Annotated in this window: 10 protein-coding genes; 9 read left to right on the top strand and 1 reads right to left on the bottom strand. The window is 71.0% G+C overall.

Annotation, left to right across the window (positions count from 1 at the left end; translation table 11 throughout):
- Positions 1-234: 234 nt before the first annotated feature.
- Entirely contained in the window at positions 235-1,278 is a 1,044-nt protein-coding gene (locus ABTY62_RS15830) for a LacI family DNA-binding transcriptional regulator (RefSeq protein ID WP_352129978.1), read from the bottom strand.
- A gap of 264 nt (positions 1,279-1,542) precedes the next feature.
- On the opposite strand from ABTY62_RS15830, the gene ABTY62_RS15825 reads away from it, so the two are divergent.
- The 9 genes from ABTY62_RS15825 to ABTY62_RS15785 all read left to right on the top strand — a co-directional run bounded on the left by ABTY62_RS15825 (position 1,543) and on the right by ABTY62_RS15785 (position 13,744).
- Positions 1,543-2,691 carry a Gfo/Idh/MocA family protein gene (locus tag ABTY62_RS15825; RefSeq protein ID WP_352129977.1) on the top strand — a complete coding sequence of 383 codons (1,149 nt, stop codon included), beginning with the start codon at positions 1,543-1,545 and terminating at the stop codon, positions 2,689-2,691.
- Positions 2,688-3,611 (top strand): DUF6807 domain-containing protein, encoded by a 924-nt coding sequence (locus tag ABTY62_RS15820; protein ID WP_352129976.1) that lies wholly within the window; start codon positions 2,688-2,690, stop codon positions 3,609-3,611. Before ABTY62_RS15825 ends, ABTY62_RS15820 begins: the two co-directional genes overlap by 4 nt.
- Complete coding sequence (locus ABTY62_RS15815) at positions 3,605-4,333, top strand: cupin domain-containing protein (RefSeq protein WP_352129975.1); 729 nt, start codon at positions 3,605-3,607, stop codon at positions 4,331-4,333. Before ABTY62_RS15820 ends, ABTY62_RS15815 begins: the two co-directional genes overlap by 7 nt.
- Positions 4,334-4,396: 63 nt before the next feature.
- A complete protein-coding gene (locus ABTY62_RS15810) occupies positions 4,397-5,731 on the top strand; it encodes an ABC transporter substrate-binding protein (RefSeq protein ID WP_352129974.1) in 1,335 nt (444 codons plus the stop codon).
- The gene (locus ABTY62_RS15805; RefSeq protein WP_352129973.1) at positions 5,728-6,699 is read left to right on the top strand and encodes a carbohydrate ABC transporter permease; all 972 of its coding nucleotides are present in this window, start codon (positions 5,728-5,730) and stop codon (positions 6,697-6,699) included. Before ABTY62_RS15810 ends, ABTY62_RS15805 begins: the two co-directional genes overlap by 4 nt.
- Positions 6,696-7,532, top strand: a complete 837-nt coding sequence (locus tag ABTY62_RS15800) for a carbohydrate ABC transporter permease (RefSeq protein ID WP_352129972.1) — start codon at positions 6,696-6,698, stop codon at positions 7,530-7,532. The genes ABTY62_RS15805 and ABTY62_RS15800 overlap by 4 nt, the downstream gene beginning before the upstream one ends.
- An 8-nt stretch (positions 7,533-7,540) precedes the next feature.
- Positions 7,541-8,194: a hypothetical protein gene (locus ABTY62_RS15795; RefSeq protein WP_352129971.1), complete on the top strand. Its 654-nt coding sequence runs from the start codon at positions 7,541-7,543 to the stop codon at positions 8,192-8,194.
- Positions 8,195-8,252: 58 nt separating this feature from the next.
- Positions 8,253-10,049: a glycoside hydrolase family 2 TIM barrel-domain containing protein gene (locus tag ABTY62_RS15790; protein WP_352129970.1), complete on the top strand. Its 1,797-nt coding sequence runs from the start codon at positions 8,253-8,255 to the stop codon at positions 10,047-10,049.
- Between the two features lie 38 nt (positions 10,050-10,087).
- Complete coding sequence (locus ABTY62_RS15785; RefSeq protein WP_352129969.1) at positions 10,088-13,744, top strand: alpha-glucuronidase family glycosyl hydrolase; 3,657 nt, start codon at positions 10,088-10,090, stop codon at positions 13,742-13,744.
- Positions 13,745-13,789: the final 45 nt, after the last annotated feature.

Genomic DNA, 13,789 nt, shown 5'->3' with positions numbered 1-13,789 from the left:
GGCACTTCGCACCCGGACTCTCACAAACGTCTCCAGATCCAGATCTTGAGGGCTGCCGGCGATGCGGGCGATCGCGGCCACGTCGACGTTGTCGCGCGCGACAGTCGCCTGGAGAAGCGGAGCGAAGCCTAACCGGGCCCGTCAAGCCGGCGGCACATGACCGTCACCAGGAGCGGCTGAGCGCTCGCGCACTTGAGGGGACCGTCCTTCGCCGGACGGTCCCCTCGGCGCGGATCAGAGAAAGAGCTGTTGGCGCCCGCCGTTCGTGGACTCCCGGGCGTGCAGCCAGTGCGGAGCCGTGTGCACCTCGAACGGCAGGGGCTCGTCCGAGCGGATGCGGGCCGCCAGGCACTTCACGGCCAGCGAGGCGATGGCGGTCTTGTCGGGGACCACGGACGTGAGGGACGGCGTGCTGTAGAGCGCCTCGTCGGTGCCGTCGATGCTCGCCACGGCGACATCGTCAGGGATGGTCAACCCTGCTTCGAACAGGGCGCGTTGGGCACCGACGGCCAGCAGGTCGCTGAAGCAGAAGACCGCGTCGGGGCGTACGCCGGCCGGCAGGGCGGTCAGGGCGCGCATCGCCAGCAGGCCGTTGCGCCGGTCGAACTCCTTGATGGCGGGGGCGAGCCGGGGGTCGTAGATCACCCCGGCTTCGTGCAGGGCGAGCTGGAAGCCCTCCAGGCGCTGACGGCTGGTCGCCGACGCCTGCTGGTCCACACCGATGGCGGCGATCCGCGTACGGCCGAGGGCGGCCAGGTGCGCGGTGGCGTCGCGGGCCGCCGCGACGTTGTCGATCAGGACGTGGTCGGCCCCCACCTGGTCGCGCGCGTAGCTGCGCTCCCCGAGCAGGACCAGCGGGAACTCGTTGGCCACGGCCGCGAGTTCGTCGGGCGAGACACCCAGGGGCGACAGGATCACACCGTCCAGCAGGGACGCGCCGACGCCGGTGGCCAGGCGCAGTTCCTCCGTCGCGTCGCCCAGCGTCTCCTCGATCAGGACGGTCAGGCCCAGGTGCGCGGCCTCGGCCCGTACGTGCTGGGCGAGTTCGGCGAAGTACGGTGTGGCCAGATCCGGGACGGCGAGGCCGATCAGGCCGCTCTGCCCGGTGCGCAGGCGGCGGGCCGACGGGTTGGGCCGGTAGCCGAGCTCGTGCACGGCCTTCAGTACGCGCTTCCGCGTGGCCTCGGATACGCGGGGAGCATTGCGTACAACGTTGGACACGGTCTTGATCGAAACCCCCGCCCGCTCCGCCACGTCCTTGAGTGTCACCGCGGCCACTGGCCAACCTCCTCACCTGTGTTTCTCCGCATTATGCATGGGCCACGGCGGGCTGTCAGCTCCAGGGTGGCTCGGAATCCCGTTCCGGACGAGGGGTTGACCGTGGCGAGATATCGCGGTTACAACGTTGGAACCGATCGATAGCAAGCGATTGCCACCGAGGCCGTCACGCGGGCAGCCGACTGCTGTCCGTCGGACGGGTCCGGGCTGCCCGCCCGTGCCCGCGGCGCCGACGCTCACCGCACATCCCATCAGGGGGTCCGCATGTCTTCGCACCGCTCCACCACCCCACTGCGCACAGCCGTGGTCGGCACCGGGGGCATCGCGCGCTCCAGCCACCTGCCCGCGCTGCGGACGCTCGCCGACGCGGGCGAGGTGGAGATCGTCGCCGCCGTCGACGTCGACATGGACGCGGTGCGCGCGTTCGCGGCCGGCGCCGGGATCCCGCACGCCTCGACGGACCTCGACGCGACCCTGGCCGGACTGCGTCCCGATCTCGTGGTGTTGTGCACACCCCCCGCTGTGCACCGCGACCAGGCGGTGACCGCGCTGAAGGCGGGCGCCTGGGTGTGGTGCGAGAAGCCTCCGTGCCCGTCCCTCGCCGACTTCGATGCCATCGAGACCGCCGAGAAGCCCGGGGACGCGGGACCGTACGCCGCCATCGTCTTCCAGCACCGGTTCGGCTCCGGCGCGCGCCATGTGCGGCGGCTGCTGCGGGAGGGGGCGTTCGGCCGCCCACTCGTCGCCCACTGCCAGACCACCTGGTACCGGGACGCCGCCTACTACTCCGTTCCGTGGCGGGGGCGGTGGGCGACCGAGGGCGGCGGGCCCGCCATGGGGCACGGCATCCACCAGACCGATCTGCTCCTGGACCTGATGGGGCCCTGGAGCGAGGTGCGGGGGATGGCGTCGCGGCTCGTGCACGACGTGGAGACCGAGGACGTGTCGACGGCGCAGGTGCGGTTCGCGAGCGGCGCCGTGGCCACCGTGGTCAACAGTGTGCTGAGCCCCGACGAGGTGAGCCGGATCCGTATCGACTGCGAGCTCGCCACGATCGAACTGACCCACCTCTACGGCTACCGCAACGCGGACTGGCGCATCACCCCGGCCCCCGGTGTCCCCGAGGAGACCGTGGCCGCCTGGCGCGACTTCGGCACGGACGAGCCCAGCTCGCACCTGGCCCAGCTCCGCGCCCTGGTGGCCGACATCAGGGCGGGACGCCGCCACGCGACCAGCGGCGCGGGTGGCCGCCAGACGCTCGAGTTCATCACCGCCCTGTACAAGTCCGCGTTCACCGACGCCCCGGTGCGCGCGGGGGAGATCGGCCCCGGCGACCCCTACTACACCGAGCTGCACGGCGGCGCCCAGGGCTGGGCGCCGGACACCGCCCGCAAGGAAGAGGCCCACGCATGACGCTCGCACTGACCCACGCCCACGGCGACCGCATCACCGTGGCCCACGAGGCGACCGGCACCGAACTGTTCGCCTATGTGTACCGCCCCGAAGCCGCGTGGGAGGCCCCCAAGCCGTATCTGCACCCGGTCCGGACCCTCTCCGGCGGACTCGTCACCGACTACCGCCCCAACGACCACCGCTGGCACAAGGGGCTCCAGCTGACGGCCTCCCATCTGTCGGGCCAGAACCTGTGGGGCGGGAACACCTATGTCCACGGCGAGGGGTATGTCGCGCTGCCGGAGCGGATCGGCTCGATGGCACACGTCGCCTTCGAGGAGGTCGCCGCCGAGGACGGCCGGGCCGTGATCGCCGAGCGCCTGACCTGGCATCCGTACGACGGTGAGCTGTGGGCCGAGGAGGAGCGCCGCATCGAGGTGAGCGATGTCGATCCGGGGGCCGGCAGCTGGTCGTTGACCTGGACCTCGGCCGTCACCAACCGCCGTACCGAACCGCTGCGTTTCGGCAGCCCCACCACCCACGGCCGCCCGGCGGCCGGATACACCGGCCTGTTCTGGCGGGGCCCGCGCGCCTTCCGCGACGGCCACGTCTTCACCTCCGAGGCGGACGGCGGCGACCTCATGGGCAGCCAGGCGCCCTGGCTGGCGTACGTCGGTGAGCACGACGGGCGCGACGGCCACGCCACGGTCGTCTTCGAGCACGCCCCGGCCAACGACCACGCGGGCGACAAGGGGACACACCCCGCGCACTGGTTCGTGCGCAGCGACCCGTTCGCGGCGGTCGCGCCGTCCTGGGCGTTCCACGAGGAGCTCGTCCTCGCCCCCGGCGACACCCTCTCCCGCGGCTACCGCGTGACCGTCGCCGACGGCGCCTGGGACCGCGAGCAGGTCACCGCTCACCTGGACCGGCACGCATGGTGAGCGCGACGTACGACGGATTCCCCGCGGCGGTCGGCGTGTCCCGGCTGCACGTCTACGACTGGCCCACCGTCGACGGCAGGCCCGGCGGTGGCACCCCGCATCTGCACCTCACATGCAGCGAGGGGTACGTGGTGACGGCGGGCCGGGGCGCCGTGCAGACCCTGACCACCTCCGGCTACCAGGAGACGCCCCTGGAACCGGGCACCGTGGCCTGGTTCACGCCCGGCACGATCCACCGCCTCGTCAACGAAGGCGGGCTGGAAATCACCGTCGTCATGCAGAACAGCGGCCTGCCCGAGGCGGGCGACGCCGTGCTCACGCTGCCGCCCGGCCTGCTCACCGACGCCGAGACCTACGCGGACGCGATCCGGATCCCCTCCGATGTCCCCGAGGCCGAACAGGTGGCGGTCGCCCGCGCCCGCCGCGATCTGGCGACGCGCTGGTTCCTGGAGCTGCGCGACGCCACCGAGAGCGGGGACCTCGAGCCGCTGGCGGAGTTCCAGCATGCCGCCGCCGATCTCGTACGCCCCCTGGTGGACGCCTGGGAGCGGCGCTGGCGCGACGGCGCGCAGGCCGCCACGTCGGCGACCGCGGCCCACCTCGCCGCCCTGCGCGACAAGGACGAGCGGCACCTGGCCGAGGCCCGGGTCGCCGCGACCGGGCCCACCGCACGCGGACGCTTCGGCATGTGCGGCCGCCTGGACGTCTATCCGGGGATCTGACGTCCCTCCGACTGCCCTGCGCAGCCCTCCCCTTCACACCCTCTCCTCCCCTGGAAGGTCCCCATGCCCGAGCCTCCGAACGGCCGGCTCCCACGCCCGAGCCGCCGGGCCGTCCTGGCCGTTGCCGCCGTCGGCCTCAGCACCGCCCTGACCGGCACGCTCTCCGCGTGCTCCGCCGCGAGCGGCGACACGTCCGGCATCACCCTCCGGTTCTCCTGGTGGGGCAACGACGACCGGGCCGCGCGCACGGAGAAGGCGGTCCGTCTCTTCGAGAAGGAACACCCCGGTGTCACCGTGCGCACCTCGAACGGCGAATTCGGTTCGTATCTCCAGAAGCTGGCCACCCAGGCAGCCGGCGGCGGGGTACCCGATGTGGTACAGCTCGACTACCGGCAGATCTCCCAGTACGCGGGCGGCAAGGCGATCATGCCGCTGGACGGTGTCATCAAGGACCGGACGATCCGCACCGCCGACATGGACCAGGACTTCCTGCGCACCGGAACCTACAAGGACAGGCAGTTCGCCCTGCCCATGGGGCGTGGCATCACCGGATACGCCTATGACTCCGCCGTCTACAAGAAGGCCGGTATCCCCACGCCCCGGCCCGGCTGGACCTGGCAGGACTGGGCCGAGGCCAACAAGAAGATCGCCGCCCTGGGGCTGAAGTCCCCCGACGGACGCCCCTTCACCGGCGCCAACGACGGCGGCACCAACGAGGATGTCTTCGAGACCTGGCTGCGCAGCCGCGGCAAGAACCTCTACGCGGACCAGAGGACACTCGGTTTCACCGAGGACGATCTGACCGCCTTCTGGTCGTTCCTCAACACGCTCCGCGAAGAGGGCGCCATCGCCCAGGCCCGGGACACCGTGCAGGCCAGGAGCACCGAGACCAGCCCCATCGGCCGACGTCTCGCGGCCGCCGACTTCACCTGGGACGCGCCGTTCCCCGGGTACACGGGCCTGCTCGGCGAGGACATCCACTTCGCACCCGTGCCCACGACCGACGGCCGGCAGGGCGCGTACTTCAAGCCGAGCATGCTCCTCGGCATCGGCTCACAAAGCGAACACCCCAAGGAGGCGGCCCAGTTGATCGATTTCCTCCTCAACGACCCACGGGCCGGCGACATCCTCGCCTTCTCCCGGTCCACCTCGCCCAACCGCAAGATCGCCGCCCGGGTCGCCAAGACGCTCGAGGGACCGGAGCGGGAGATCTACGACTACGCGCAGACGATGGAGAAGTACGGCCTGGACATCCCGCCGACCGCACCGCCGCCCGGCGACCTCGCGATCCGGACGGCGTTCAGTCGGGGCTACCAGCGCGTGATCTACGGCATGGCCACTCCGCGGCAGGCGGCACGTGAACTCATCGACGAGGCGAACCGGGAGCTGGAGTCATGAGCGCGGTCTCGACGACGAGGGCGCCCGAACGCGCCGCCCGCACGACGCGGCCGGGCCCGCGGAAGAGCAAGCGGCGCCAGGTCCGCGAACGGCAGTGGCCCGCCTATGTGTTCCTCTCCCCATGGATGATCGGTGCGCTCGTACTGACCCTCGTGCCGATGGCCGTGTCCCTGTACCTGTCGTTCACGGACTACAACCTGTTCGACCCGCCGCACTGGGTGGGACTGCGCAACTACCGGGAGATGCTGACCGAGGACCCCCGCTACTGGCGGTCGGTCGGCACCACGATGCTGTACGTCGTCGTGGCCGTCCCGCTGAAGCTGGGCCTCGCCCTCGGTGTGGCGATGCTGCTGAGGAACCTCAGCCGGGGCCGGGGCTTCTACCGCTCCGCGTTCTACGCGCCGTCCCTGCTCGGCGCGAGCATGTCCATCGCCCTGGTGTGGAAGGCGCTGTTCAACGACGGCGGCACCGTCACAGACGTCCTGGACTCGGTCGGCATCCACACCGGCGGCTGGGTCGGCAACCCCCATCTCGCGGTGTACGTGATCGTCCTGCTGACGGTGTGGCAGTTCGGTGCGCCCATGGTGATCTTCCTGGCGGGCCTCCAGCAGATCTCGCCCGACCTCTACGAGGCCGCGGCGCTCGACGGCGCGGGCCGCTGGCGGCAGTTCGTGTCCATCACCGTGCCGATGCTGTCCCCGGTCGTCTTCTTCAACCTGGTCCTGGAGGTCATCAACTCCTTCCAGGTCTTCACCCCGGCCTTCGCCATCAGCGGCGGCGACGGCGGCCCCGCCGACTCCACGATGTTCTACACGCTGTACCTGTACGAGCGCGGTTTCACGGCCTCGCATATGGGATACGCGTCGGCGATGGCCTGGCTGCTGCTGATCGCCATCGGCGCGATCACCCTGATCCTGTTCCGGACCTCCCGGTCCTGGGTCTTCTACGCGGACGAGGAGGGCCGATGAACATCGCCATGAAGCGGTGGCTGCCGCACACGGTCTCGGCCGTCGCGCTGCTCGTCCTGCTGTATCCGCTGGTCTGGCTGCTGGCCACCTCGCTGAAGCCGGCCGACGAGGTGCTGACGAGCCTCGACCTGTGGCCCAGCCACCTGGAGTGGTCGAACTACACGACCGCCCTGGACGGGGTCTCGGGCGTCACCGTCACCCAGCTGCTCGGCAACACCCTGCTGATCGCGGGGGGCGCCGTCCTCGGCAACGTCCTGTCCTGCTCGCTGGCCGCCTACGCCTTCGCCCGGCTGCGCTTCCGCATGAGCAAGGTGATGTTCGCCTTCATGGTGGCGACGCTGATGCTGCCGCACCACGTCGTACTGATCCCGCAGTACATCATCTTCAACCGGCTCGGACTGGTGGACAGTTACTGGCCGCTGATCCTGCCGAAGTTCCTGGCCACCGAGGCGTTCTTCGTCTTCCTCATCGTCCAGTTCATGCGCGGCCTGCCGCGTGAGCTGGAGGAGTCCGCGCGGATCGACGGCTGCGGTCCCTTCCGTACGTACTGGTCGATCACACTGCCGCTGGCCCGGCCCGCGTTGATCACCACGGCCATCTTCACGTTCATCTGGACGTGGAACGACTTCTTCACGCAGATGATCTATCTGTTCTCGCCGGAGAAGTACACCATCACCCTCGCCCTGAGCAGCTTCGTCGACCAGTCCAGCACCTCCGCGTACGGGCCCATGTTCGCCATGTCGGTGATCTCGGTGCTGCCGATCGTGCTGTTCTTCTTCGTCTTCCAGCGCTACCTGGTGCAGGGCATGGCCACGTCCGGACTGAAGGGGTGAGGCACACCATGGCGCACGCACGGCACACCATGACTCACGCGCCGATCGCGCCCCGGCGCGGGCGCCGGGAACCCGGAGAGGTCTTCGGCTCCGGCTTCACCCTCTTCGCCGACATGCTGCTCATCGGCCTGCTCACCAGCCTCGCCTGCCTGCCGGTCGTCACGGCCCCGGCCGCGTTCGCCGCGGCGTCCGCGACGCTCCGGCAGGCTGCGGGCAACGGCGTGCAGGTGAGGGCCGGTACGTACGGCGCTCACCTTCGTGCCCAGCTGTCCGCGCGGTCGGCGGCCCTCGGTCTGGTGCCGCCACTGCTCGCGGTGGTCGTCCTGATCGATGCCGCGCTGATGCGTGCCGCGCTGCCCGGAGCGGCCGTCATGGCGCCCGCGCTCGCGCTGCTCATCCTGGGCGCCGCGGTCGTGGCGCTGCGGGCGGCCGCGCTGGAGGCACCGCACGTCCTGTCCGCGCGCGAAGCGCTGCTCCGCTCGGCCGCGAACCCGCGCGGCAGTCTCCTGCTGGCCGGTGCCGTGATCCTCAGCGGGCTCCTGGCCTGGTCGATTCCGCTGCTGATCCCGCTGCTGCCGGGCCCACTGGCGTTCGCCGCCACGGTCGTGGACCTCCGCTCCCCCGCGGACGCCCGGGAGCCCGCGGACGTCCAGGAGAGCTGAACGGCAGCGCGGCACCCTCCCATCCCCCACCCACGCACCACACCACCGGAGTTCACGCATGCCCCACCCGCACCTGGACGCCGCAGGCCATCCGAGGCCGCAGCTGATCCGCGATCCCGACTGGCGCGATCTCAGCGGTCCCTGGCAGTTCGCCCACGACGACGAGGACCGCGGTCGCGCCGACCGCTGGATGGACCCGGCGAACGCCGCACCGTTCACCGGCACCGTCACCGTGCCCTACCCGCCCGAGTCCGCGGCCTCGGGCGTGGCGGACACCGCCTTCCACCCCGTGCTCTGGTACCGGCGCACGATCGACGTGCCCCGGCCGGCCGCCGGGCGGCGGCTCCTGCTGCACTTCGGTGCGGTCGACCACCGGGCCGAGGTCTGGCTGGGCGGCCGCCTGGTGGGACGGCACGAGGGCGGGCACACCGGCTTCACCTGCGATCTGACCGACGCCATCGACCGGGACGGCGAGCAGACCGTCGTCGTCCGCGCCGAGGACCAGCCGCTCGACGCCGCACAGCCCCGCGGCAAGCAGGACTGGCGCCGGGATCCGCATGTCATCTGGTACCACCGCACCTCCGGGATCTGGCAGCCGGTGTGGCTGGAAGAGGTCCCGGCCGAGCACATCGCGCTCCTGCACTGGACCCCCGAGGTCGCCCACGCCCGCGTCCGCTGCCGGCTGCGGCTCGGCCACTGGCCGCAGCGCCCGCTCACCGTGACGGTCCGCCTCACGCGGGGTGAGCGGGTGCTCGCCGAGCAGCGGACGCTGCTCGAGGGCCAGGAGACGGAGTTCGATGTCGCGGTGCCCGCCCTGCGCCACGGGCAGGATCTCGACGAGCTGCTCTGGAGTCCGGAGCGGCCGCACCTCGTCGACGCCGCGGTGGAGTTGCGCGACGCGGCCGAGGACACACCGGTCGACCGTGCGACGTCCTACCTCGGCCTGCGCGACATCGGCTGGGACGACGGCGTCTTCCTCCTCAACCACAAGCCGTACTTCCTCCGGTTCGCGCTCCAGCAGGGCTACTGGCCCGCATCGCATCTGTCGGCCTCGGCGGGGGAATTGCGCCGCGACGTCGAACTGGCGAAGGAGATCGGCCTCAACGGGCTGCGCATCCACCAGAAGGTCGAGGACCCGCGCTTCCTGTACTGGGCCGACCGGCTCGGGCTGCTGCTGTGGGAGGAGATGCCGTCGGCGTACACCTTCGGCGCACAGACCGTCGAGCGCGTGGTCGCCGAGTGGACCGAAGCCATCTCCCGCGACCTCAGCCACCCCTCGATCGTCGCCTGGGTCCCGATCAACGAGTCCTGGTCCGTGCCGAACCCGGCGCTCGTCCCCGCGCAGCGCCACTTCATGGACGCCCTGTACCACCTGACCAAGGCCCTGGACCCGTCCCGCCCAGCCGTCTCCAACGACGGCTGGGAGATCTCCGCCGCCGATATCTGGGGTGTCCACGACTACACCCAGCACGGGGACGTACTGCGCCGGCGCTACGGCCACGCCTCGCTGCGGCAGGGCGAGCTCGCCGATCAGTGGCCCGGCGCCAAACGGCTGACCCTGGACGGCGTCCGCCACCAAGGGCAGCCCGTCGTCCTCAGCGAGTTCGGCGGCGCGACGTTCGAGCCGGCCGAGGGCGCCGAGTGGTTCGGCTACGACACCGTGGCCACGAAGGAGGAGTTCGCGGAACGCCTCGCCGACCTGGTGACCGCCGCGGTGGACTCCGGGCTCGCGGGCTACTGCTACACCCAGTTCACCGACACGGAACAGGAGATCAACGGCCTGCTCACGCCGGACCGCCAACCGAAGATCCCCCTGACCGAACTGCGCGAAATTCTCACCCGAACCCGTACGTAGCGCCTCTCGTCATCTGATTCCGCAGAGGAGAAACCGCAATGGCGCGATCCGAGTACGAGTACAGTCGCCGCCGAGTGCTCCAGGCATCCGCTCTCGCCTTCGCCACCGCACTGAGCCCGTGGGGCACGGCGACCGGCCTCGCCCAATCGGCGGCCACCCCCGATGAGGACGGCTACGAACTCTGGCTGCGCTACCGCCCCACCACCGATCCCCGGCGGCTCGCCGAGTACCGGAAGGCCCTGGCCGGACTGGCGCGTCAGGGCGAGGGCCCGGTCATGGGCAACGCCGAGTCGGAACTGCGGCGGGCCGCCCAAGGCCTCACCGGCAGCGCACCGGCCCGGGTGCCCGCCGATCGCGCCTCGGTCGTCATCGGCACGGTGGACGAGTCACCGGTCGTGCGATCCCAGGTGAGCCCCGACCGGCTGGCCCGGATCGGTGAGCAGGGGTACGTGATCGAGATGACCGGCCCGCCGGGCGGGCGGCGACTGGTCGTCGGGGCCCGCAGCGATCGGGGCGTGCTGGCCGGAGTCTTCCATCTCATCCGTCTGCTCCAGCTCGAGCGGCCACTGCACAAGCTGTCCGTCGTGGAGAAACCGCGCACCGCACTGCGCATGATGAATCACTGGGACAACTTCGACGGGTCGATCGAGCGTGGCTACGCGGGCACGTCGCTCTTCGAGTGGGACAAGCTGCCGGACATCTCCGACCGGCTCGTCGACTACGCGCGGTCCATGGCATCGATCGGCATCAACGCCTCGGTGCTCAACAATGTGAACGCCGACGCCGACTTCATCACCGGCGAGATGCTCACCGCACTCGGACCCCTGGCGGCACTTCTCCACTCATGGGGCATCTCCGTCTGGCTGTCCGTCAACTACGCCAGTCCGATGATCCTGACCGCGGACGACGCGGATCCGATCACGACGGCCGATCCCGCCGATCGACGTGTCCAGCGGTGGTGGCAGGACAAGAGCGCCGAAATCTTCGAGAGCCTGCCCGGATTCGGCGGGTTCCTGGTGAAGGCGAACTCGGAGGGGCAGCCCGGCCCGCTGGATTACGGACGCACCCATGCCGAGGGCGCGAACATGCTGGCCCGCACGGTCGCCCCGCACGGCGGGCAGATCGTCTGGCGCAGCTTCGTCCACGAGGATTTCAGCGACTGGGCGGAGTACCAGTACCGGGTGTTCGCCCCGCTGGACGGCGAGTTCGAGGACAACGTCATCCTCCAGACCAAGTACGGTCCGATCGACTTCCAGATCCGCGAGCCCGTACACCCCCTGTTCGGCGCGATGCGGCACACGAACCAGATGCTGGAACTCCAGCTCACCCAGGAGTACACGGGCCATACGCTCCACACCACGTATCTGGCTCCGCTGTGGCGGGAGGTGCTGACCTTTCCGACGCGGGGGCCCGGCACCGGACCGACCGTCGCCGACATCCTCGCGGACGGCGACGGCCGTGCGCCGCGGGCGGGCATCGCCGGGGTCAGCAACTTCGGCAACGCCCGCAACTGGACCGGCTATCTGATGGGAGCGGCGAACACCTATGCCTTCGGGAGGATGTGCTGGGACCCGGACGCCGATCCCCGGGACCTGGCCGCGGAGTGGGCCGGACTGACCTTCGGCACCGACGGCGCGGTCACCGAGGTCGTGGCCGACATCCTCGTGCACTCGCGCCGGACGTACGAGGACTACACCTCGCCGCTGGGGATGGGCTATCTCACCGACCCCGGTGGCGACCATCTCGACCCGAGCCCGCTGGGCACCCTCTTCCAGTCACACCACTCCACGACCGAGGGCACCGGCTTCGACCGCACCGAGGCGACCGGCAGCGGCTTCACCGGGCTCTACCCACGGCCGTGGCAGAAGACTTACGAGTCCACGGCGACCTGTCCCGACGACCTGCTGCTGTTCCTGCACTGGGTGCCGTACGACCATCGCCTGCGGTCGGGCAAGACGGTCATCCAGCACATCTACGATACGCACTTCACCGGGGTCGACCGCATCGACCGGTTCCTCGCCGGGTGGGGCAAACTGTCCGGGGCGGTCGACCCGCAGCGCTATGCCGCCGTCAAGGCAGGGATCGAGGCCCAGCGGGCGCACGCGACGTTCTGGCGCGACACGGTGGTCGGATTCTTCTTCGACAAGAGCCGCGTCGTCGACGCGCGGCGGGAATGGCTGCAAGCGGCGCTGAACGGCTCACGGGTGCTGCTCGGCGGTCGGCCGAACCTCCTGCCGGTCACTGTCACCAACGCCTCTGCGCGGGACCGCGACCTGACGGTCGTACTGCGGCCACCGGCGGCGGACTGGCGCACCGAGCCCGCCGAACAGTCCGCGGCCGGCGCCGCGACCGCCGAACTCGAACTGCCGGTCACTCCCCCCTTGTCGGGCACCGTCGCCGCCCTGGACCTGGATGTGGCGCCGAAGCTCACCCGGCTCGACGGCCGCCCGCCGTCCCTCGTCGTAGCCCCCGAGGGCAGGCGCTGCCTCTGGGCGCTCAACGGCTGTCCACGCAACGGGACTTCGATGCCCGGCTACGACGCGCTGACCCCCGAGTCGGCCTGGTCCGCGTCGGCCGGCCACGGCTGGGTCGGCGCCGCCCCGTCGGCCAGGGACCGCGGTGGCGAGCCCCTGTTGCGCGACCACCTCTGGCACAACTCGTCCCGGGTGCTGCGCGTCGCCCTGCCGGCCGGCAAGCACACCGGGTACGCGCTGGTCGGGGACACCGGTGCCACGGCCTCGCCGACCCGGGTCGCGGTGGACGGCGCCACCGTCGCCACCAGTCCGAAGCAGCCCGGCGGAACCTTCACCTGGCTGGAGCTCCCCCTCGACGGAGGTGCCACCGGCCGCACCACGGACATCACGTTCACGGGGGTGGGCGGCCCCTGGCGGCTGTCCGCGTTCGCCGTCACGGACCCCGCCGCCCCGGTGCCGTCCCTGGTCGTCATGAGGGCGGTGGCCGATCCGGTGTGGTGGACGGGCCGGGCCAACCCGGTCACGGTGCTGGTACGCAACACCGGCACCAAGGACCGCGATGTCACCGCCCGCCTCGTCACCCCCGACGGCTGGTCCGGCACCGAGCGGACCGTGACGGTCACCGCCGGAGCCGAGCGAGAGCTGACCGTCACCGCGACCCCGGTGCCCACTCCGGGATTCGCCACCGTCGAGATCCGGCTCACCAGCGGCGACGAGGAGATCGAGCGCGGCCGGTCGGTGTCCGTGGTCACCACGCCGCACCCCGATGACGCGGCCACGGCGTTCGACGCCGGCCCGCCGTCCAGCCCGCTGCTGACCGGATACACCAGGCTGTCCCCCGAGGACGGCTACACCGCCGACCGCGGCTTCGGTTGGGTCGGCGACCGGCCGAACACCCGTGACCGGGGCAACGCCGACGATCTGCGCCGCGACATCGTCATGCAGCGGGGCAAGCCCACCGTCCTGCGCGTCCCGGTGCCGGCCGGCAAGCACACGGTGTGGGTGCTGACCGGCGACTCCCTCACCGATTCGGGTGTCACCACCATCTCCGAGGACGGCACGGTCCTCGGACGCTCCGGCGACGACAGCCTGCCGAGCCGGGCCTTCGTCTGGTTCTCCTTCGCCCTCGACGGTGGAGCCGATGGGCGCGCCGCCGACCTGGAGATCACCGGCTCGAAGCTGAACGGCCTCTGGCGCATCGCGGCCCTGGTCGTCGTCTGAGCCCACCCCGCGCCGTACACCCATCTGTTCTTCCGACCGCGGCCC

Source organism: Streptomyces sp. NPDC097640 (genome assembly GCF_040302705.1).
Lineage (GTDB): Bacteria > Actinomycetota > Actinomycetes > Streptomycetales > Streptomycetaceae > Streptomyces.
The sequence above is the reverse complement of the archived record's forward strand: the minus strand, read 5'-3'. Positions and strand labels throughout refer to the sequence as shown.